This is a genomic window from Corallococcus sp. M7, assembly GCF_054512695.1.
Genome location: NZ_CM137252.1, coordinates 881,041 through 902,528 on the forward strand (window position 1 = coordinate 881,041; position 21,488 = coordinate 902,528).

Consider the following 21,488-nt stretch of genomic DNA (forward strand, 5'->3'; position numbering starts at 1 on the left):
CTACACTGTTCCCCATGACGGCTTTCCTGAACGTGTCGGTCCACGACGCCGAGGTCACGGGCGTGCGGATGGACCGGGAGAAGATGTTCCTGCAAGTGGAGCTGATCCTGCCCACCCGCGAGACCGTCTGGTTTGACTTCCACGGTGCGGAAGAGTGGTCCCTGGAGAGACTCGGGACGCAGAACGTGCTCTTCGACATCCGCGAATGGCGGGCCGACATGGCCGGAACCGCCGAGTGCTGCGCGGAGTGGGCGTTGGATGCCGCCTGGACGCAGAGGGTCCTCGCGGGTGAGCTCGCCCTGTACGAGTTCGAGCCGTCCGTGGGGATGGGGGGCTACGTCCTGTCCCGCGCCGTGACGATGGCGCGCACCTGGGAAGAGAGCTCCCTGCAAGGCGTCGCCATCGAGATCGACTTCCTCCTCCAATGCAAACCCGGTTGGAAGCGGACGAGGGAGGACGGCGGGAACCACGTCATCACCGGCCCCGCGGGTCCTGAGTTCCGCTCGGAGATCTGGCGCATTGCCCGGTCCATCTCGTACGGCGACTCCATGAGCCTGGAGAGACTGGACGAGGCGGGGCACGTCTACCGGCTGATGTCTCGCGCACGCGAAAACATCGCGTTTCAGGTGACGTTCCGGGCGGTGCATCCGGGCCCATGAGAGGTCACATGATTTCCCACTCCAATCGATTCATTCATCTGGAGCTCGAAGCTGTCTCGCCCTACGCCCTCATGGGGTCCATCCGTGTCATGGGCGACGAAGGGCGAATCCAGGACGAACAGACATACCTCAATGCCTGGCTGTGGGCCCTGGACTCAGGCCTGGAGCGGCTCCAGCGCAAGTCACCCGCGCGGGTGAAGCTGTTCTCTGAACCCGATGCCCTGAGCTTCGTTCACGACGCAGGCGCGATGGTGATCACGTACGAGGAGCAGGAGGCGCGGATATGGGACGTCGCTGCCTTCAGGCAGGCGCTCCGCGAATCGGCTCGGCATCTGAAGGCCCTGCGCGACGAGTCAGAGCGGACGAAAATCGCGAAGACGATCCACTCGGACATCTTCAGGTTGCTGGACGGCGTTCGTCAGCGCCCGTCCATGTATGTGCCTGGCGACGAGCCTCTGGGCCTGGTGCATCTGCAAAGCCTGGAGCAGATCCTCTGGGGCTACTCATGCGCATTGCGCCACCACGGGATGCTGGAGCCAGGGCTCGATTTCTCCGTGAAGTTCGGGGCGTACCTCTTCGAAACAAGAGGGTGGAGCACCTCCTGTGGTCCCGCCGCCGCGATCCACAAGGCAGCCGGCGGCGACCCGGAGGCGTGGGCGCTGTACTGGGAGCTCGTGGATGAGTTCCGAGAATCGCTGGCCCGCGCCAGCCTGCTTCCGGAGTAAGCTCACCTCCCGGGTTTCGTGACGTCCTGCGCCATCCGTCCTGTCCGCCCGACAACCGGGGAGTCACTTGAGCCCCCAACAGCCTTGCCTTGGGCCTCCGGTTGCCGTCCAATGGTGCACAAACCAATGATCGCCGCCGGTGGCGGTTTTCTAGAGCATGCACACCGTTGCGATCACCGACTTTGGGAAGAGGGTGAAGGGGAAGGCGATGATGGGGACGGCGTGGACAAAGGGGGCGCGAGGGGTCGCGCTGGGGATGCTCCTGCTGATGGGCGCTGTGGCCCATGCGGGACAGGCGGGCGGGGTCAACATGCCGGATTCCCTCCAGGTGGAGGGCAAGACGCTGGCGCTCACCCACATGGAGCTGAAGAAGAAGCTCTTCTTCAACGTGTACGTGTGGAGCCTCTACATGGAGGAGGAGCCCACCTGCTTCAAGGAGGCCGTGGCCTCCAACAGCCTGAAGCGCCTGCACTTCCGCTTCCTGCGCACCATCACCAAGGACCAGCTCGTGGGCAGCTTCCGCGAGGACCTGCGCCAGAACCCGGCCATGCGCCAGGACGCGCTCAGCCAGTCCCTGGAGAAGCTCCTGTCGTCCCTGCATGACGTGCGCAAGGGCGACGACCTCGTCCTCACCTACCTGCCCGGCTCCGGCCTCCACGTCTCCGGTGGCGCGTCCGGCGGCGTCCACATCCCCGGCAAGTCCTTCGCCGACGCCCTCTTCAGCTCCTGGCTGGACACCCACCCCATCTTCCCCAAGTAGCCGGCCGCTCGTCCGGCTGGGAAGTTTGGCCTCAAATTGGATGCGCGTTTCTCCTAGGCTGCGGGCCCGAGAGCGGTAATCTCGGACCCACCAACATCCTTGTCAGGAGGAATCGCACCTATGCGGACACGTCTGGTTCTCGCTGCCCTCGTTGCCCTCTCCACGGGCTGCGTCTCGCAGGGGAAGTTCAACGAGAAGGCCCTGGAGGCGGAAGGGCTGACGAAGAACCTCACGGATGAGAAGGCGGGCCGCGCGGCCGCCGAGGCGAAGGTGAAGGAGCTGGAGGAGAAGCAGGCCGCGCTGGAGCAGGAGAAGGCCGCGCTGCAGACGCGCCTGGACGCCTCCGAGAACCGCCTCACCACCGCCGCGGCCGAGCGCCGCGCCCTGGAGGACAAGAACGCGCAGCTGGCCGCGCTCAACGACGAGCTGGGGCGCAACGCCAAGAAGCTCGCGCAGGCGAAGGAGGAGCTGGAGAAGAAGAGCGCCGAGTACGAGAACCTGGCCCAGTCCCTCAAGCAGGAGATTTCCGACGGCAAGATCGAGCTGTCGGAGATGAAGGGCCGGATGACCGTGCAGCTCAAGGACAAGATCCTCTTCGCGTCCGGCTCCGCGCGCGTGGGCAAGGAAGGCCAGGACGCGCTGGCGAAGATCGCGGACGCGCTCAAGACGGTGAAGGGCCGCATCGTGCGCGTGGAAGGCCACACGGACGACGTGCCCACCGGCGGCGGACAGTTCCCCACCAACTGGGAGCTGAGCCTGGCTCGCGCGATGGCGGTGGTCCGTTCGCTTCAGGACTCTGGCGTGGACCCGACCATGCTGTCCGCGGCGGGCTATGGGCAGTACCAGCCGCTCGTGCCCAACGACACGCCGGAGCACAAGAGCCAGAACCGGCGCATCGAAATCGTTCTCGCTCCCAGCCTCGGGGGGCGCTAGGAGGGGGCGCGGGAGACCCGCGCACCCTTCATGAGAACGCTCCTCTGCGTCGTCTGTGTATTGCTTGCGACCGGAGCCGTGGCACAGGCTCCGGACGCAGGAACTCTCGCTGGCGACGCAGGCGCTCCCACGGGCGTGCTGACGAAGCCGCCCGCCCTCCTGCGTCAGGTGGAGGCGGCCTACCCGCCGGAGGCCGCCGCCCAGCAGCTCGAGGGCACGGTGGTGATGTTCATCGACATCTCGGAGACGGGCGCCGTCACGAATGTCGAAATCACCCAGCCCGCGGGCCACGGCTTCGACGAGGCCGCCACGGAAGCGGTGAAGCAGTTCCAGTTCGAGCCCGCGGAGGTGGACAACGTCCCCGCGCCGGTGCGCATCCAGTACGCCTACCAGTTCGTCTTCCGCGCGCCGGAGCCGCAGCCCGAGGCCTCGCCGGACGGCGGCGTGCAGGAGCCGCAGGGGCCGGTGAACTTCAGCGGACAGGCGTTGGAGCGCGGCACCCGCAAGCCCCTGGTGGGCGCGGAGGTGGTGCTCACGGAGCTGGATCGCTCCACCGTCACGGACGAAGAGGGGCGCTTCGCCTTCCGGGGCGTCCCCGTGGGCACGCACCCGGTCGTCGTCGTGCTGGGCAACTACGACCGCTTCAAGACGCAGGAGACGATTGAAGAGGGCAAGGAGACGCAGGCGAAGTACTACGTCCAGAAGCGCATCTTCAGCCAATACGAGACGGTGGTCCGCAGCGACCGCGAGCGCAAGGAGGTGACGCGCACGACCATCACGGTGGCGGAGGTGCAGCGCGTACCGGGCACGCAGGGCGACACGCTCAAGGTGGTGCAGAACCTGCCGGGCGTGGCGCGGCCCGCGTTCAACGGCGGCGCGCTGGTCATCCGCGGCACCAGCCCGCAGGAGTCCGGCGTCTTCCTGGACGGCCTGCGCATCCCCATCCTGTACCACTTCGGTGGCCTCACCTCCGTGTACAACTCGGACCTGCTGGAGGCGGTGGACTACCTGCCCGGCAACTTCTCCGCGTACTACGGCGACATCACCGGCGGCGTCATCAACGTGCGCAGCCGCGAGCCCCGCACGGACCGCTACCACGCCACGGTGGGCATCAGCCTCATTGAGTCCAACGCGGTGATTGAAGGCCCCATCACGGACACGCTGAGCTTCGCGATTGGCGGCCGGCGTTCGTACATCGACCTGGTGCTCAAGGCGGTGCCATTCGACGACGACAGCCTCCAGGTGGCGCCGCGCTACTACGACGCGCAGGCGAAGCTGGTGTGGAAGCCGAGCGGCCGCCACACCTTCACGCTGCAAGGCCTGACCTCGCGCGACCGCCTGGCGCTGCTGTTGGACCAGCCGGCGGACGGCGACCCCACCGTCAATGGCAGCCTGGATGTGACCACGGGCTTCAACCAGTTGCGCCTGCGGCACCAGTTCCGCGAGGGCAAGCTGACGCTCGATACACACGCGCTGGTGGGCAACACCATCCTGGACTTCCAGATTGGCGAGCGCGGGCTGCGCATCGCGTCCACGGACCTGTATCTGCGGCCCACGGTGGAGTACGCGTTCAACGACAACGTGACGGTCGCGGGCGGTCTGGACGTGGTGGCGAACCTGGCCAACGTGAGGGCCAGCATCCAGCAGCCGCCTCGCGAGGGCGAGCCGCCGTCGCCGCTGGTGACGGAGGACCTCATCAACATCGACGGGAAGTTCACCCAGTACTACCCGTCCGCCTGGGCGGAGGTCCGGTGGCGGCCCATCAAGGACCTGCTGGTGGTGCCGGGCCTGCGCACGGAGAGCTACGTCTTCACGGATCAGCAGGAGGTGAAGCGCTCGGTGAACCCCCGGCTCGCGGTGCGCTACTCGCTCACGGAGACGCTGACGCTGAAGGGCGGCGCGGGCGTCTATCACAGCCCGCCGGTGCAGGATGAGCCGTCACCGGGGTTCGGCAATCCGGACCTGGGGGCGAAGCGGTCGCTCCAGTACAGCGTGGGCGCGGAGTGGCAGGCGCGGCCGGAGTGGTTCGTGGGCAGTGAGGTCTTCTACAACGACCTGGATGACCTCATCGTCCGCTCGGACGCGCGCGTGGTGCGCAACGGCGAGTCCGTGCCGGAGAACCTGAAGAACGGCGGCGTGGGGCGCATCTATGGCTTCGAGTTGCTGGTGCGCCGGGCGCTGACGGACCGGCTGTTCGGCTGGATTTCGTACACGCTCTCCCGCAGCGAGCGCCGGGACGCGCCCGGGGCGCGCTGGCGCAAGTTCGACAACGACCAGACGCACGTGCTGACGGCCATCGCCAGCTACAAGCTGCCGAAGGGCTGGGAGGTGGGCGCGCGGTTCCGCTTCGCGTCCGGCAACCCGACGACGCCGGTGCTGGGCGCCAAACGCGACGACACGACGGACGTGTTCATTCCGTACTACGGGCTGGTCAATTCGCAGCGGCTGCCGTCGTTCAACCAGCTGGACATCCGCGTGGACAAGAACCTCATCTTCGACACGTGGAACCTGGACCTCTACCTGGACCTGACGAACGCGTACAACAACCAGTCGGTCGAGGGCGTGGCCTACAACTACAACTATTCCAAGCGCGAGTTCTTCAAGGGCCTGCCCATCCTGCCCGTGCTCGGCTTGAAGGGAGCCTTCTGACGCCATGCGCACTCCCGTCCTGCTGTCTGTGATTGCGTTGCTGGGCTCAAGCGCGTGCAGCGGCCCCGATTTCGATGCCCAGAGTGAGATTCGCAGCGTGCGCGTGCTCGGCATCAAGGCGGAGCCGCCGGAGCTGGCGTTGAATCCGAACGCCTCCACGCTGCCGCCGCCGGTGACGTTCAGCGCGCTGGCGGTGACGCCGGACGCGCGTCCGGTGACGGTGACGTACGCGCTGTGCCGGCCGGACGTGAACCCCTACGGGGACGTGGCGTGTCCGGAGGACAGCGGGGTGCCGTTGAACAACGGGGTGCTGTCGTTGAGTGACCCGGCGGTGCAGGCGCTGCTCATCGAAGCGTTCCAGGCGGCCACGGGCGGCACGGGGGGAGGGCAGGGGGGAACGTTCGACTTCAACGACCCGGCGGTGCAGCAGGTGCTCCAGACGGGGCTGCCGCTGTTCGTGGGGTACGAGGCGACGGACGGCAGCGGGACGCCGGAGGGCGTGGAGCGGGGCGTGCGGCGCATCACGCTGCGTTCGACGGACACGCCGAACCAGAACCCGGTGATACAGGACGTGTTGTGGAACGACGCGCCGCTGTCCGGGCCGCTGCCGCTGGACGCGGAGGTGACGTTCACGCCGGTGCTGGGCGAGGGCAGCGAGGAGTCCTACTCCACGGCGGACGGAACGCAGACGGAGCAGGTCTTCTACAGCTGGTTCGCGACGGGCGAGGGCGAGGTTGGGTCGTTCCGTTCGCTGGAGCCGGTGGACGGCAAGCCCGGAGACCCGACGACGACCTACACGACCGCCAAGACGCCCGAGCGCATCACGGTCTGGGTGGTGGCCCGGGACGGTCGCGGCGGCACGGACTGGACGACGCGCACGGTGGACGTGGGGCCCTGAGAGCCGTTGGGGCCATCGCAGGGGCGCTACTCGTGGCGGGTTGTTTGCGAGGACAGGGGGCCCGGCCCGCCGGCTGGGAGGGAGACCGGAGCATCGCGTTTCCGCCGTTCCATGCGCAGTCCGCGGTACAGGTGGGAGGCGATGCACAGGCGTATGTGCTGGATGGCAACCTGCTCAGGGCGGTCCAGGTCGCGATGGAGGACTTCTTCCCGAAGCAGTCCAAGGAGACGCCGTGCTGGGGAAGACCGGAGGCGTATCGCTACCGTGTCATCCGTCAGGGCGACATCTTCTTCATCCTGATCCACGAAGACCCGAGTGCTTGTGGCGACGCCTTCATTGGCGTGGACACAGGAACGCGTTACGCGGTCAGACTCGACGGCCGAATCCTGCGGCGCAGCGTGGGGGTGGAACTGAACGCACCAGGTCCCCGCTTACGGGACGATGGTGGGGGCGCTGTCGAAGAGTGCGTCGAACAAGGTGGTCTGGGGTGGACGTGTCCACTCCACGGCGACAGGGACGGGAAGGGCCGCGACTTCAGGCGGGAGCGCCGTGACGTGGAAGTGGGCCTCCAGTTCCCGGGCGATGATGCGCGCGGTGTCGCTCATGGCCGCGGGCAAGGGCGGCAGGTGCAGGTGGGCCTTTCCTCGCTTGCGTCCCTCGTAGTCGAACGTGAGTCCATACACCGTGTAGACCGGCGCCAGGATGCTCATACAGCCCACGAGTACCCAGGGCACGGGCTGCATGGGGATTCCCTTCGCGGGATAGACGGCGCAGCGCAAGGAGGCCTGGGAGGTCGTGCTTGCTTCCGCCAGGGTGAAGTCTGGCAGCCGCAGGCCCAGCTGGCGCCGGAAGTCGTCCCAACGCTCGTTCTGCTGTAGCACTTGCGCCCAGCGTTCCTGGCGGCGCTTGTGTTCAGGATGGGCGTCGTCCAGGGACTCCTCGTACGAAGCAGGCCAGTAATGGCGAGCGAGGGTCAGCAGTTCGTTCGTGCTGGGAGGCATGGCGCGAGGGCTCCAGCGTCAGAGAGTCATGTGACCGAAGAGCACCGGAGGCGCCCGTTCATCGCATTGCGCCCTGAACCGGGCTCCGGCAAGGGACGCCTCGAAGGTCGTTCGAAGCTGTGCCTTCATCAACTCACAAAGCATTCCGAGCGGTGAGTCGATGGTGGCGGAGCCGAAGATTGCCTGAGAGGCCTCATTGATACGGTCCGCCGCGATGCGCTGCGCCAGCGGCAGTGAGAGGGCGCCTTCATGGGTTCGCAGGGGCGTTTCAACGCCGAACCGGCACAGCACGGACTCGCTGGTGTTGGCGCGAGTAATCCGGATGTGGATGCAGGCGGCGCGCTGACCGCCTTCTTCCCCTGGCGTTGCTTCCCTCAGAGTCACGAAGCGGATCTGCCGGGGCGAAATCCGCCCCGTGACGAAGGTCCGGTCCGTGGGCCCGACACACGCTGCGCACAGGGACAGCACGGCCGCGACTGGATGCCACCGTCGCCGTGCTGCCTGTGCCGCCATGGTTCACCCCGTCAACCACGCGGACGCGCGGCCCAGGCCCTCCGCCACGGAGGTGAAGGCGTCCGCCGTGCGCACGCGCTCCGCTCCGAAGCGCTTCACGTACAGCTCCCGCACCGCCGGAATCTGCGACGAACCTCCCGTCAGGAAGACCGCGTCAATGTCCCTGGCCTCCGGATGCTTCGCCAACAGCCCTTCCGTGCACTGCGACAGTTCATCCAACAACGTGCGGCTCGCCGCCTCGAACTCCGCCCGTGTCATCGGCTCGTGCAGGTGGATGCGCGCGTCCTCGAAGTCGATGGTCGCCACGTCCTCGCTCGACAGCTTCACCTTCGCCGCTTCAATCGCCCGGAACAGCCGGTAGCCCAGGTTGTCCATCACCAGGTCGTAGAGCGCTTGAATCTCCGCCGGGTGGTCGCTCGTGTCGAGCATCACCTCCAGGAGCTCCTGCGTGGACTTCTCCCGGATGAAGGACATCTCGTGCCAGTTGAGCAGCTTCGCCAGCACGTGCTGCGGAATGGGCAGCCGCTTGTGGCTGAAGCCCTTCACCTTGTACGTGGATCCCGCCCCGAACCTGGGCAACAGCTTGTGCCGCATGATCTCCGCGTCGAACCGGTCACCGCCGATGCGCACACCCGTGGACCCCACCACGTCCGGCTTGCGGTCCAGGTTCCCCCGCCGCGACGGCCCCAGCCGCATCAACGTCAGGTCCGTCGTGCCGGCGCCGAAGTCCGCCACCAGCACCAGTTCGTCCTTCTCCAGCCGCGCCTCGTACGCGAGCGCCGCCGCGATGGGCTCAATCAGGAACTGCACGTGCTTGAAGCCGGCGATCTCCGCCGCCTTGCGCAGCCGCTTCTCCGCCAGTGCGTCCGCCTCCGGATCCGGCGTGAAGACCGCGGGCCGGCCCAGCACCACCGCGTCCGGCGCCTCGCCCAGGTGTGCCCCGGCCGCCTCGCGCACGCGGCGCAGCAGGATGGCCACCAGGTCCTCGATGGTGAACGTGCGCCCCTTCACCTGCGTGGCCCGGAAGGACGAGCTGTGCAGGAAGGACTTCACGGACTGGATGAACCGGCCGTTGTTGTCCTCCAGGTAGCGCTGGATGGCGTCCGCGCCCGTGAAGACCTCCCGCTCCTCCTCCGCGAAGAAGAGCACGGAGCGGAACAGCCGGGGCTCCGGGGTGTGGGGCTGCAGCGGCAACACGGTGCCGTCCGGCAGGGCCAGGGCGGTGTTGCTGGTTCCGAAGTCGAGTCCGCAGGCGCGCATGGGGGGGCGCCCCTTATCGCCATTCTTCCGGACGCGGTAGCCCCAAAGTGAGCCCCCGCCGTGGGGCGTGCGGCCGGGCGAGCGCCCGGCGTGGGATGGCTTGGCGCTCCACCCGCCACCGCCATCTTTGCCCTGTCATCCCTTTGACAGGAGAACCCCATGAAATCGCGCGCAGCATGGTTGGGTGCCGGAGCCATCGCACTGGTCGTGAGCACCACCGCCTGCCAGGACGGAGACCGCTCTCGCCAGACCTCCACGGACAACACGCCCGGACAGCAGGTGGAGCAGGCACAGGCCCAATCGGAGAAGGCCTTCGACGACGCGCGCGACGCGCAGAAGGAGGCCTCCAGCCAGCAGCGCGAGGCCGCCCGCGCCCAGGAGGACGTGCAGCAGAAGCAGCAGGAGCTCCAGGAGGCCCAGGCCAAGGCCCAGAAGGAGGCCCAGGAGGCCCAGTCCAGCCAGCAGCAGGCGCAGGCTCGCACCCAGCAGGCCCAGTCCGTGGCCCAGCAGGCCCAGGCCAGCGCACTGGCCGCCCAGCGCCAGGCGCAGCAGAACTTCGCCACGCAGCAGCAGCAGGCCTCCAATGAGAGCGCCGCCGCGAACCAGCGCATCGCGGACCAGAGCGCCCAGCAGCAGCAGGCCGCGAACCAGAACGCCGCCACGCAGCAGGCCGCCATCGCCCAGAACTCGCAGCCCACCACCGCGCAGGCCCCGCGGCAGGAGCAGCAGATCTCCGGCGACGTGCTCAGCGCGAGCGCCCAGGAGGTGCTGGTGAGCCAGAGCGGTGAGCCGCAGCTGCGCCTGAAGGTGGGCCCCAGCACGCAGGTGCAGGTGGACGGCCGGGCCGCGAGCGCCGCGGACATCCAGGAGGGCGCGCAGGTCCGCGCCTCCTACCGCACGGATGAGAGCAGCGGCGAGCCGCAGGCCCTGCGCATCGACGCGACGTCCCGCGCGCAGCCGGCCGCGCCCGCGCCGGTGGAGAGCGGCGAGTCCTCGCCCGGCGTGCCCCGGTAACCGCCGACTCCAGACATGCCACGGCCCCGTGCCTTCGCGCTTCCCAACGCGAGGGTCCGGGGCCGTGCCGTGTCGCAGCCTTTGAAGAACTCCCGCGCGCTTACGCGGCCAGCTCGGCCTGGTCCAGGCCGGCCTCGGCCATCAGGTTCGCCAGCTCCGCCTTCAGCTTGTCCTTGGCGCGGATCTCCAGCTGACGGGCGCGCTCGCGGGAGAAGCCGAAGTGCTCGCCCAGCTCGCTCAGGGTCATCTCCGAGTCGCTCATCACGCGCTGCTCGATGATGAAGCGCTCACGCGGATCCAGGCGCATCAGCGCGCGCTGCACCAGGTTGCGGGTGAGGCCCGCCTGCTGACGGTCGGCGACCTCGTCCGCGTGCGAGGCGGACTCGGACTCCACGAAGTCCAGGTGCGTGGCGTCGCCGTCCTCGCCCACCGGCGCGTCCAGGGACAGGTCCCGGCCGCCCATGCGCTGCTCCATCTCACGCACTTCCGCGGGCTTCACGTTCAGCTTCTTGGCGATCTCGTCCGCGTTGACGATGTGGCCCTCGCCGGCGCCCAGCTTCTCCAGCTCGCGGCGCGTACGGGCCAGGCTGAAGAACAGCCGGCGCTGCGCCTGCGTGGTGCCCAGCTTCACCAGGCTCCAGTTGCGGAGCACGTAGTTCTGGATGTACGCGCGGATCCACCACACCGCGTAGGAGATGAGGCGGATGCCCTTCTCAGGGTCGAACTTCTGCACCGCCTTCATCAGGCCGATGTTCGCCTCCTGGATGAGGTCGGACATCTTCAGGCCGTAGGAGCGGTACTCGTACGCCACCTTCACCACGAAGCGCAGGTTGCTCGTCACCAGGCGGTGGCCCGCGGACAGGTCGCCCGCGCGGAAGGCGCGCGACAGCGTCTGCTCCTCCTGCGGGTTCAGCAGCGGGTACTGGTTGATCTCCGAGAGGTACGTGGAGAGCGAGTCGGCGGAAGAGAAGGAGTTGGAAGCCTGCATGGGGGGTCTCTCTCGGGGAAGAGGGCGGTGTGTGTGACCGCCGTTTGCTGCGACGGGGAGACCTTTAGCAACGCACGGGCCAATGCCAGCCGACGGGCAACCTCAATGATTCCGGGGCGTTGCGCGAAACAGCTTCAATGCTTAGGGCGGAACCCGGCACTTTTTACAGCGCGGGGTTCCGACACTTCTTCCGGGTGCCCCGAAGGGAGGGTTGCCTGCCCTGCGACCCGGGCACAGGGCGGATCACATCCAGCAGGGATGTGGGCACGCCCCGGCCCCCACACCAGGGGACCGGGGCGGCGGATGTCCGGAAGTGACGGACGGCTCAGGGGGCCACGGGTGTGAGCTCGTAGCCCACGTTCACCTGGACCGCCGCGGGCAGGCAGGCAGGCGGGCTACCCGGGTGGGTGACCTTCCAGCAGAGCTGATTGCCAGGTGTGCCGGAGACATCCACGGTGACGCTGTCCGTCCCGCGTTGCAGCGGCAGCGGGTGCCAGGTGGGCGTGGGGTTGGAGGCGCAGTCGGTGGCCACCGCATACGAGGGGGCGGGCTCAAAGTCACAGCCTGTCGGCACGGTGTCCGTCTTCGTGAAGCGCACGCGGGACACGGCGCAGCTCGCGTCCGGAGCGTTCAGCACCTTCGAGCGCGCGGCGCTGGGCGCCTGACCCTGGAACAGGAAGACGGCGTCGTTGAAGTCGCGGTCGCCGCCGCCATTGAGGTCCTCGAAGCCCAGCAGCCACTGGCCCGGCAGGGTCATGGGCGCCGTCAGCAGCACGTGCGGCATGTTGCCGTTGCCCGACACGGGGACGGTGGCGCCTTCCATGGGGAGGACGAGCCCCCCGTCATACGGATCGGCGAGGCGCTGCAGCACTTCCGAGTCCATCCATCCGCACAGCTTCTGGCCGCTCGGCACCGCGGTGCAGGCCTTCGAGGAGGACTGGGGCGCGGCCGGGTTGCACTGGTCGGAGAAGGCGCAGCCGATGTTCCGCTGCGCCGCTGGCATCCAGCTTCCGACGGGGTCCTGGTCCAGGTTCCACTTCGCCTTGGAGAAGAAGACGGAGACGGGCGACCTCAGGTGCAGCGTGCACTGGCCGTTGGCCGCCTTGCGCAGGCAGGGGTAGACGGTGCCGAAGTCCAGGTCGTGGCTCGCGTCGAAGGCGGTGACGAGGAAGAAGACCATCTCCTTGCCCCCCTGGATGAGCCCCAGGTCCACCGTGCGGTCATGACGGGAGATGCCGGGGTCCGGGTTGTAGGGGCGGACGTTGCCCCGCGTGTCGTACCGGGACACGTCGTAGTCCGGGATGCCGTCGGGGCCGTAGGGGTCGCCGTCCGGCACCAGGCCCAGCGCGCGGTAGGTGGTCGTGTCCCAGTCATCGTCGGTGTTGAGGAAGACCAGCGAGCCCATGCCCATGAAGTTGTTCGCCGCGTGCTTGGGCTCCAGCAGGTTGGGGACGCGCGGGAAGAGGCCCTGGTCGGAGAACCAGGGGAGCGGAACCGAGGTGGCCGTGGGCGGAGGGGGCCCCACGATGTCCACCGCGTAGATATTGGAGCCGTACCCGGGGCGGGCGTCCGGGAGCTGCTGCCGGGTGAAGGCGGAGGCGCAGTTCGCGTTGAGCGCCAGCTCGGGCTGGCGGTAGGTGAAGCCTCCGGACGTGAAGGTGTTCATGCAACGGGGCGCCGTGCCGATGTACGGGCGCGCCTGGGAGCCGGAGAGGGGCGCCAGGTTGTAGAGGTCCTCGTGCAGGTCCGCGATGCCGTTGCCATTGGCATCCACCAGGTCGCCCTGGGCGTTGACGTAGCCGCGCGCGACGAGGTCGTCGTAGTACACGTAGCCGAACGCGTGCGCGGCCTCCGAGGATTTGGCGATGAAGGTGACGCTCAGCTGCTGGTCTCTCGGGAACACGATGCGCTCCGAGGACCTGGGAGCCTCGGGCGCTGTCAGCCACAGCTCCTGCCAGGACATGGCGGTGGCGTTCTCCAGCAACTCGAAGCCCGAGTCCACGAAGGGCGGCTGACGGTTCACCGCCAGGTCCTGGACGACGCTGAAGTCGAACGGCACCGAGATGGACTGGCCGTAGCTGTTGGTGGCCGTGGCGGCCACCGGCACGGCGTCCTCCGCCAGGCACTGCGGCGCGGTCCAGGTCTGGGTGCTCGAGGTCGCGGTGTCCACCGGCGTCCCCAGCGTGCCCGCGCTGGCGTCCCAGGAGAACGTCAGCGCAAAGCCCTGGGGGTCCGTGGCCTGGATGCCCAGCTCCGCGGTGCCACCGGGAGGCAGGATCCCTGGGGACTGCCAGACATCGGTGAGTCGCGGCGGCACATGGAAGGGCTTGTTCCTCCCGGAGGGCGTGGCGTGGGCCGCGCGCGGTGAGGGAATGACAAGCAGGAGCCCCCCGGCCACGAAGGCCAGGAGTCGAAGGAGATGAGGCTGCAAGGACAGACTCCTCGGGGTGGAGACGGCCCCGAGGGTCTATCAGATGCAGATGACAGACATCTCCAGCGGGGGACAATCCCTGACAGCCGTCAAGGCACGACAGGCCCGGATTCGTAGCCGATGTCCACGTTGTTGATGGTGGCCTGGCACGGACCGCTTCCGGCGGTCAGGTCCGCCTTCCAGCAGAGCTGATGGCCGCGCGTGCTGGACACGTCGAGCACGGCGTCCCGGTTCCAGTCGAACGTCACCGGATGCCAGGTGGGGTTGGGATTGGTGACGCACGTGCCGGCGAGGCACACGCGGCAGTCGGTGGCCACCGAGTAGTTGATGGCGACCGGAGAGGCGCAGGTGGGGTCCTGGGCGTCGTCCTTGTGGATGTACACCTGCTGGATGGCGCAGCTGGGGGCCTCGGGGCTCAGCACGGTGGAGCGCACGCGGCCGGGCGTGGGCGCCCAGTTGCGCAGCATGAAGACGACGTCGTTGAAGTCCCGGTCGCCTCCACCCGGGAGATCCTCGAAGGCCAGCAGCCACCGGTCGGACGCGGGGCCCACGTTGCCCAGCACGGCGTGGGGCATGACGAGGTTGCCCGGCGCGGCGACGGTGGTGGCGACCATGGGCAGGCTCGTGTTGCCGTAGGGCATCGTCGCCAGGCGCTCGTGGGTCCAGTCATCCAACCACCCGCACATCTTCTGGGTGGTGCCGGCCAGGGTGCAGGCGTACCGGGTCGAATTCGGGGTGCAGGCTTCGTTGTAATCACACCCCATGTTCCGGGACGCGACGGGGTTCTGGCCCATGAAGTCCTGGTCCAGGTTCCACTTCGCCTTGGAGAAGAACACGTGGAGGGGCGTCCTCAGGTGCAGCGTGCACTGGAGGTTGGCGTCCCTGCGTAGGCAGGGATAGACGGTGCCGTTGTCCGTGTTGTGGGACGACTCGAAGGCGGAGACGAGGAAGAAGACCACCTCCTGTCCGCCCGGGATGACGCCCAGGTCCACCGTGCGGTCGTAGGTCGTGATGCCGGGATCCGGGTTGGAGGCCCGCGGACGGCCGTGGCTGTCATAGGCGGAGACGTCGTAGTCGGGGACGCCGTCGTTCAGGTCCGCCGCGTCAGTGACGGTGCCCAGCCCCTGGAAGGTGGCCGTGTCGGAGTCGTCGTCCGTCAGCAGGAAGGCCAGGTGGCCGATGCCCATGTTGCTGTTGGACGCGTGCGCGGGCTCCAGCAGGTTGGGGATGCGCGTGAAGAGCCCGTTGTCCGAGTAGCCGGTGCCGGCCGTTGTCGTCACGGTGCTCCCCACGACGTCGATGGTGATGTTGTAGGCGGAGGAGGTGCGGCCGGGACGGGCATCCGTCATGTCCGTGTTGGTGATGAAGGCCGAGGCGCAGCTCGAGTTGAGCGCCAGGTCCGGCTGACGGTAGGTGAAGCCCCGGGATGAGAAGGTCCGGGTACAGCGCGGGCTCACGCCGATGTACGGCCGGGCCTGGGTACCGGAGGGCGGGGCCAGGTTGTAGATGTCCTCGTGCAGGTCCGCCACGCCGTTGCCATTGGCATCCACCAGGTCGCCCTGCGCGTTGACGTAGCCGCGGGCCCGCAGGTCGCTCATGTACAGGTAGCCCAGCGCGTGGCTCGCGGCGGCGCTCTCGTACACGAAGCTGATGGTGACGTTCTGGTCCGTCGGGAACACGATGGAGTCCACCGACGTGGGCGTCCAGAACGGGTTCACCGACCGCAGCGTCTTCTGCGGGGTGAGCGTCACCTGCGTCAGCTCGTCGAACCCCGCGGCGGTGAACGCGGGCTGCACGTCCGCGTACAGGTCCCCGGGGCCGCAGGTGTCGGCCGCGTGCGCGGGACGTGGCGAGGGAATGACAAACAACGCGCTCCCGGCCACCAGGGCCAGGAGACGGGAGGGATTCGGGTGCAAGGACAGACTCCTCGGGATGAAGATGGCTCCCAGGGTCTATCAGAAATAACCAGGAAGACGGTTATGTCGGGGTGTGTCAGGCTTCACCCATGAAGACCCCCCGTCTGCCCGTGCTCCTGGCGCTGTCCCTGGTGTTTCCCCTCGCGGCCTGTTCGACGGCGAGGGCCACGTCGCTCGCGCTGCCCATGGAGCGGGCCACGGAGTGCCGGCAGTTGTGCGAGCAGATCGACATGCGGATGAGCGCGGTGGTCATCATCATGAACTCCGCCGGCTGCGTCTGTGAGCCGAAGCCGGCGGAGGGGACGAACGCGGCGCGGACCGGGGCCGCCGCGGCGTCGGGCGGTGCCATCATCCGCGCCGCGGCGGACGCGGCACAGCAGGCGAGCATCAACAACAACGCCACGACGCACAACCCGTAGCCGTCAGGGCGTGACGGGCTCGGAGACGTAGCCCACGTCGACGAAGTGGATGGTAGGCAGGCACGTGGGGTCCGTCCCCTGCGTCAGGTCCGCCTTCCAGCAGAGCTGCTGGCCCGGCGTGCTGGAGACGTCCACGGTGTCCCCGCCCGAGCCCGGAGGCAGCAACAGGGTGTGCCAGGTGGGCGTGGGGTTGGGGACGCACGTGCCCGCGCCGCACACGTTGCAGTCCGTGGCCAGCGCATAGGTGATGTAGGCGGCCGCGCCGGTGCAGACCCCGGACAGGGTGTCGAACTTGTTGAAGGACACCTGGGAGAGCTTGCAGTTCGCGTCGTCCGGGCTGAGCACGCGTGAGCGCACGCGGCCCTCGGTCACGTTGCGCAGCAGGAAGACGACGTCGTTGAAGTCGCGGTCGGCGCCGCCGGGGAGGTCCTCGAAGCCCATCAGCCACTGGCCCGGGGCCGTGAGGGTGGGGTTCAGCATGAGGTGCGGCATGGTGCCCTGGCCCTGCGCTTGGACCTGGGCGGCGGTCCTGGGCAGGACGATGTTGCCGTAGGGCGGCATCCGCAGGCGGTCGAGGGTCTCCTGGTCCAGCCACCCGCACAGCCGCTGCGACGAGTTGTCCACGGTGCACGCATACGGGGAGGACTGGGGCGCGTCCGCGTCGCACTGCTCGTCATAGACGCAGCCGGGGTTGCGCTGCGCCACGGGCATCTGTCCCACGGGGTCCTGGTCCAGGTTCCACTTCGCCTTGGAGAAGAAGACGTTGATGGGGGACTTCAGGTGCAGGAGGCACTGGCCGTTGGCCGCCTTGCGCAGGCACGGGTAGACCGTCTTCTGGTCCAGGTCGTGGAGCGCCTGGTACTGGGTCACCAGGAAGAAGACGAGCTCCTTGCCCCCCGGAAGGGTGCCCAGGTCCACGGTGCGGTCGTTCGGGGTGATGCCCGGATCCGGATTGACGGGGCGCTGGATGCCGTGGGCGTCGTAGCGGGAGACATCATAGTCCGGGATGCCGTCCGCGAGGCTGCCGGTGTCCGTGACGACGCCCAACTGGTTGAAGGTCGTCCGGTCGGAGTCGTCGTCCGCCAGCAGGAACACCAGGTGCCCCAGGCCCAGCTGGTTGTTCATCGGATGGGCGGGCTCCAGCAGGTTGGGGATGCGCGGATACAGGCCCAGGTCCGACCAGGCGTTGGCGTTGGGCGTGGTGCTCTCCGTGGGAGTGGCGCCGACGACGTCCACTGGCAGGAGCGGGTGCGTGCCGGGCCGGGCATCCGGAAGGGACTGCCGGACGAAGGCGCCGGTGCAGGCGGCGTTGAGCGCCAGGTCGGGCATGCTGAGGCTGACGCCCTGCGAGATGAAGTTGCGGGCGGGCAGACAGCGGCGGTTCGTGCCGATGTACGGACGGGCCTGGGGGCCCGAGGTGGGGGCCAGGTTGTAGAGGTCCTCGTGCAGGTCCGCGATGCCGTTGCCATTGGCATCCACCAGCGTGTCATCCGACGAGTCCTCCGGCGTGTTCTGGGTGTTCACGTAGCCGCGCGCGACGAGGTCGTCGTAGTACACGTAGCCGAGCGAATGGCTGGCACCCGCGGACTCGTGGACGAAGGTGAGCGACAGGTGCTGCTCGCTGGGGAGCATGATGCGCTCGCTGGACAGATATCCCAGGTGGGTGAGCAGGCGCAGCCCACCCCCGGCCGTGACCTCCACGTTCGTGAGCTCGTCGAAGCCCGACATCGTGAAGTCCGGTTGGTGGTCGATGCCCAGCGACTGCGTGAAGTCGAAGTCGAACAGCGCCTGCGTGGACAGGCCGTACCCGTTGGTCACGGTGCCCATCACCTGGGGCGGGCCGTTCGCCAGACATTGGGGCGCGGTCCACTCCAGGGTGCTGGAGCCCGGGTCCGACACCGGCGTGCCGGACGTGCCCGTGGTGGCGCTCCAGGAGAAGGTGAGCGGACTGCCCTGTGGGTCCGTGGCCTGGAGCTGGAGCTGGGACAGGTCGCCCGGGTGGACGGCGGTCGTGGACTGCGTGGCGCTGGTGAGCTGCGGCGGCAGGTAGACCGTTCGCGTGCCGGCCGCCTGGGCCGGAAGGGCAATGACAGACAGCGCGCTCCCGGCCACCAGGGCCCGGAGCGGGAAGCGATTCAGGTGCAAGGACAAACCCCCTCGGGATGAAGACAGCCCCGAGGGTTTAGCAGAACCGCCTGACGGAATGACTTGTGCCGGAGTGCGTCAGGTCAATGCCTTGCGCAGCCGTTTGGGAATGGCCTCCGCGTGCCAGCGCTGCACCTCGCGGGCGATTTCGGCGGAGCGCTCCGCGCGCTCGTCGCGGGCCTGGGGCAGCAGCTTGCGCGCGGCCTTGCGCTGGCCGGGCGGGGCTTCGGCCGCGGCGCGCTCGAAGAGCTCCAGGCGCACGTCCGCGTCGTGCAATTCGCCCAGGCCGTCCTGGAGCGGCACCAGGACCTCCAGCAGGGCGCCCACGGTGCGGCGGAAGGCGGGCTGGAAGATCTCCAGCTCGTAGCGCAGCTTCTTCAGGTCCTTGCGCAGGGCGTGCGCGGAGGCGGCGTCCGGCGCGTCCGCGTAGCGCTCCAGGCGCTTCTCCACGCGGCGCAGGCGCTGGCGCAGGTGGCCGCGCACGCGCTTGCCGGAGAAGCGGCGGGTGTCCTGCAGCGTGTCCACCTTCTTCAGGAGGCGCGGCACGGTGCGGTCCGTCCAGCGCTCCAGCTCCGCGCGCAGCTTCTTCTCCTTGGCCTTCAGGCCGGACAGGTGGGACTGGCGCAGGCCGGCCAGCGCCTTGCTCGCGTCCTTCTTGCCCTTGGCGGCGGTGTCCAGCCACTTGTCCTGGACGTGCAAATCCCTCACGTCGCCCAGCGCGTCCTGGAGGCGCTTCACGTCCGCCTCCAGCCGGGTGAGCTTGCCGGTGGCCTGGAACACCTGGAGCGCGGCGCGCAGGCGGCGGGTGGCCACGCGCATGTCGTGCACGCCGTCCTCGTCCAGCTCCCCGTCCAACTGGGCTTCGGGGTGGCGCACGTCCGCGAGCCGGCCGGCGAGGATGCGGCGGGCGGCGTCGCCCAGCGCGGTGTCGGGGCCCAGGCCCCGGATGGGAGTGGGAGGGGGCATGGCGGGTCAGTCCTCCTTCGTGGCGTAGTGTTGGACCATGCGCTCCGCGGCGTCCGGGCCATCCCAGCCGAGGATGCGCGCGTCCTTGTCCGCGAAGTGCACCACCGCGAGGAAGAAGTGCTCCAGCTCCTCGCGCTCGCGCTGGGACAGGTCCTGGTAGGAGTTGAGGTCGTCCGAGCGGGTGGCGTTCACCGGGACGAGCAGCAGGCGGTCATTGCGCTCGCGCTCGCCGTTCTTCGCGTCCTTCTTCTTCTGATCCACCTGGAGCACGCCGAGCGGCCGGCAGGGCAGCACGACGCCGGGCCAGGTGGGCACGTCCCAGTACACCAGCGCGTCCAGCGGGTCTCCGTCCGGGCCCTTGGTGCTGGGGATGAAGCCCCAGTCGAACGGGTAGCGGAAGCCCCGTGTCAGCGGCCGGGACAGCGTGAAGGCCTGGAGCTTCGGGTCGTATTTCAACTTCACCGTCGAACCGCGGGGCGACTCGACGACGACGTGCAACGCATCCTGGACGCCGCGCAGGGGCAGGCGGGTGAAGTCGGTGGCCATGGACCCTCAGGCTGGGGTCGGCCCTCCGCCTCCGGCAAGTGCCCCCGTGCCAGGGATTTCACTCGCCAACCCTGGCGGGGGGCTGCCGAGCGTCAGGGCCGGGAGCCCAGGGCGTAGAGCGCGACGGACAGGACCGCGCCCAGCCCCGAGAGGACGAGGCCGGCCATGGCCTTCCGCTGGTCGGGCCGGGACCCGCCTTCGCGCCGGGCCTTCACCAGGTTCACCCCGTTGAGCACCAGCGCCACGGGCTGGAGGATGAAGCAGAAGGGGATGAGCGACACGAGCGCCAACTGGAGGCCCACGTTCGGCGCCGTGAAGAAGGAGTCCGGGGGCTTCTCGACGGAGCGGATCCGCAGCTCCCAGCAGCCCGGGCACATCGGCGGCGCCTCGCGGCGGACGCGGCGCTCACAGCGCGGGCACATGAACGCGCCACAACGGGTGCACACCTGGTTCGCGACGATGTCTTCGTGCCTCGCGCAGACGGCGCGATCCGGAGCGCCGTCCGCGTCCAGGCCCGCCTCCGCATTCCCTACCGGGGCGTGCAGCCCGGACAGGAAGTGGCCCGTGATGGCATGCGCGGCGGGTCCGTTGGGGATGACGATCGAGATGTTGTCCGGGTCGATGCGCCGCACCTGGGGCCCCCGGTTGCGCAGCAAGAACACCCAGATGAGCACGGGGAGGGCCACGCTCGACGCCATCGTGACCAGGCCCTGCCACTCCGGCGCGTCGGACGCCAGCAGGGAGAAGGACAAGATGAGCAGCGCGATGGCGGCCACCACCGAGACACCCATGACGACCTGTCCGCGCCTCCACCGGCTCCAGGCCTCTTCGGTGAAGGGCAGGGTGCCCTTCACCCGCTTCGTCATCGCGGCCGCGACGATGATGGCGATGAGCAGGTTGAGGAGGGCGAGGAAGCCAATCCAGCGCGGATACCAGGAGAACTGCACCGGCTTGAAGACCACGCCCTGCCGCTCACCCGTGACGATGCAGATGGGCGGCAGGTCGAACTCGTTCATCGCCCCGGAAGGGATGTCGATGGGATGCATCGCGGGGATTTGTAATCCACCGCGCGCGATGCCTTCCAGTCACCCGGTGCTAATGCAGGGGCCGGCCCAGGGGCAGCTCCGGCTGACGGCGCGCCACCAGCCTCCGCGTGGCGCGGGCCGCGGCCAGTCCGCCCAAGGTGTACCAGGCCACGGTGAGCAGCGACGTGGACGGGCGGGCCTGTGAGGGCTTGCGGCCCAGTCCCAGCTTGGGCGGCAGCACCACCGCGCCCAGGCCGGCGAGCAGGCCCAGCGTGGCGCCGCGCAGGTAGGGCCGCTTGGGACGTCCCAGCGCCACGAGCGAGAAGAACAGCCCATTGGACAGGATGTCGCCCACCAGGGTCTGGCGATGCAGCTGGCGCCCCTTCGCGGGCTCGCCGCCGAAGAAGCGGATGCCCCTCTCCAGGGAGCGCATGCCCAGCACGTCCATGCGCGGCGGGTGCTTCAACACGCGCCGGGCGCTCTCGTGGACCAGCGTGAGCGCGGCGGCGCCCACGAGGCCGGGACCCAGGGCACGGAACACGATGCGGGGCGGAGCGGCAGGTTCGATCATGCCTTCCAAGCTAGGCACCGCGCGCAGGGGATTCCCGCTCGCGTGCGCCTGCCCGCCTGCCCGGCAGGC

Annotated in this window: 19 protein-coding genes; 8 read left to right on the forward strand and 11 right to left on the reverse strand. The window is 68.6% G+C overall.

Going from position 1 to position 21,488, the window contains the following annotated elements:
- The first annotated feature begins 14 nt into the window (after positions 1-14).
- From ACX114_RS03740 to ACX114_RS03765, 6 genes are all read left to right on the forward strand, one after another.
- The gene (locus ACX114_RS03740) at positions 15-659 is read left to right on the forward strand and encodes a hypothetical protein (RefSeq protein WP_459294777.1); all 645 of its coding nucleotides are present in this window, start codon (positions 15-17) and stop codon (positions 657-659) included.
- A gap of 8 nt (positions 660-667) precedes the next feature.
- Positions 668-1,384, forward strand: a complete 717-nt coding sequence (locus ACX114_RS03745) for a hypothetical protein (protein ID WP_459294779.1) — start codon at positions 668-670, stop codon at positions 1,382-1,384.
- A gap of 268 nt (positions 1,385-1,652) precedes the next feature.
- A complete protein-coding gene (locus ACX114_RS03750) occupies positions 1,653-2,144 on the forward strand; it encodes a chalcone isomerase family protein (RefSeq protein ID WP_459294781.1) in 492 nt (163 codons plus the stop codon).
- Positions 2,145-2,264: 120 nt separating this feature from the next.
- On the forward strand, positions 2,265-3,077 hold the full coding sequence (locus ACX114_RS03755; RefSeq protein WP_459294783.1) for an OmpA/MotB family protein: 813 nt from the start codon (positions 2,265-2,267) through the stop codon (positions 3,075-3,077).
- 30 nt (positions 3,078-3,107) lie between these two features.
- On the forward strand, positions 3,108-5,726 hold the full coding sequence (locus ACX114_RS03760; RefSeq protein ID WP_459294785.1) for a TonB-dependent receptor domain-containing protein: 2,619 nt from the start codon (positions 3,108-3,110) through the stop codon (positions 5,724-5,726).
- 4 nt (positions 5,727-5,730) lie between these two features.
- On the forward strand, positions 5,731-6,624 hold the full coding sequence (locus ACX114_RS03765; RefSeq protein ID WP_459294787.1) for a hypothetical protein: 894 nt from the start codon (positions 5,731-5,733) through the stop codon (positions 6,622-6,624).
- Positions 6,625-7,055: 431 nt separating this feature from the next.
- Here ACX114_RS03765 and ACX114_RS03770 read toward each other — a convergent pair whose 3' ends face one another.
- The 3 genes from ACX114_RS03770 to ACX114_RS03780 are packed head-to-tail and all read right to left on the reverse strand — an operon-like array spanning position 7,056 to position 9,398.
- Positions 7,056-7,625: a hypothetical protein gene (locus ACX114_RS03770; protein ID WP_459294789.1), complete on the reverse strand. Its 570-nt coding sequence runs from the start codon at positions 7,623-7,625 to the stop codon at positions 7,056-7,058.
- 18 nt (positions 7,626-7,643) lie between these two features.
- On the reverse strand, positions 7,644-8,138 hold the full coding sequence (locus tag ACX114_RS03775) for a hypothetical protein (protein WP_459294791.1): 495 nt from the start codon (positions 8,136-8,138) through the stop codon (positions 7,644-7,646).
- Positions 8,139-8,141: 3 nt separating this feature from the next.
- Positions 8,142-9,398 carry an Hsp70 family protein gene (locus tag ACX114_RS03780; protein ID WP_459294793.1) on the reverse strand — a complete coding sequence of 419 codons (1,257 nt, stop codon included), beginning with the start codon at positions 9,396-9,398 and terminating at the stop codon, positions 8,142-8,144.
- 159 nt (positions 9,399-9,557) lie between these two features.
- Here ACX114_RS03780 and ACX114_RS03785 point away from each other — a divergent pair, with 159 nt between their 5' ends.
- On the forward strand, positions 9,558-10,412 hold the full coding sequence (locus ACX114_RS03785; protein ID WP_459294795.1) for a hypothetical protein: 855 nt from the start codon (positions 9,558-9,560) through the stop codon (positions 10,410-10,412).
- 100 nt (positions 10,413-10,512) lie between these two features.
- Here the strand turns inward: ACX114_RS03785 and ACX114_RS03790 are convergent, their stop codons facing one another.
- The 3 genes from ACX114_RS03790 to ACX114_RS03800 all read right to left on the reverse strand — a co-directional run bounded on the left by ACX114_RS03790 (position 10,513) and on the right by ACX114_RS03800 (position 15,747).
- Entirely contained in the window at positions 10,513-11,400 is an 888-nt protein-coding gene (locus ACX114_RS03790) for an RNA polymerase factor sigma-32 (protein WP_459294797.1), read from the reverse strand.
- Positions 11,401-11,725: 325 nt separating this feature from the next.
- A complete protein-coding gene (locus tag ACX114_RS03795) occupies positions 11,726-13,831 on the reverse strand; it encodes a DUF4114 domain-containing protein (protein WP_459294799.1) in 2,106 nt (701 codons plus the stop codon).
- Positions 13,832-13,920: 89 nt separating this feature from the next.
- Complete coding sequence (locus tag ACX114_RS03800; protein ID WP_459294801.1) at positions 13,921-15,747, reverse strand: DUF4114 domain-containing protein; 1,827 nt, start codon at positions 15,745-15,747, stop codon at positions 13,921-13,923.
- 89 nt (positions 15,748-15,836) lie between these two features.
- Between ACX114_RS03800 and ACX114_RS03805 the strand changes: the two genes are divergently transcribed.
- Entirely contained in the window at positions 15,837-16,166 is a 330-nt protein-coding gene (locus ACX114_RS03805; RefSeq protein ID WP_459294803.1) for a hypothetical protein, read from the forward strand.
- 3 nt (positions 16,167-16,169) lie between these two features.
- On the opposite strand, the gene ACX114_RS03810 is transcribed toward ACX114_RS03805, so the two are convergent.
- The 5 genes from ACX114_RS03810 to ACX114_RS03830 all read right to left on the reverse strand — a co-directional run bounded on the left by ACX114_RS03810 (position 16,170) and on the right by ACX114_RS03830 (position 21,419).
- The gene (locus tag ACX114_RS03810) at positions 16,170-18,311 is read right to left on the reverse strand and encodes a DUF4114 domain-containing protein (protein WP_459294805.1); all 2,142 of its coding nucleotides are present in this window, start codon (positions 18,309-18,311) and stop codon (positions 16,170-16,172) included.
- A gap of 78 nt (positions 18,312-18,389) precedes the next feature.
- A complete protein-coding gene (locus ACX114_RS03815; RefSeq protein WP_459294807.1) occupies positions 18,390-19,277 on the reverse strand; it encodes a CHAD domain-containing protein in 888 nt (295 codons plus the stop codon).
- A 6-nt stretch (positions 19,278-19,283) separates the two neighbouring features.
- Positions 19,284-19,823, reverse strand: coding sequence for an inorganic diphosphatase (locus ACX114_RS03820; RefSeq protein WP_459294809.1), 540 nt, complete (start codon positions 19,821-19,823; stop codon positions 19,284-19,286).
- 92 nt (positions 19,824-19,915) lie between these two features.
- A complete protein-coding gene (locus tag ACX114_RS03825) occupies positions 19,916-20,869 on the reverse strand; it encodes a B-box zinc finger protein (protein WP_459294811.1) in 954 nt (317 codons plus the stop codon).
- A 49-nt stretch (positions 20,870-20,918) separates the two neighbouring features.
- Positions 20,919-21,419 carry a hypothetical protein gene (locus tag ACX114_RS03830; protein ID WP_459294813.1) on the reverse strand — a complete coding sequence of 167 codons (501 nt, stop codon included), beginning with the start codon at positions 21,417-21,419 and terminating at the stop codon, positions 20,919-20,921.
- Positions 21,420-21,488 lie beyond the last annotated feature (69 nt).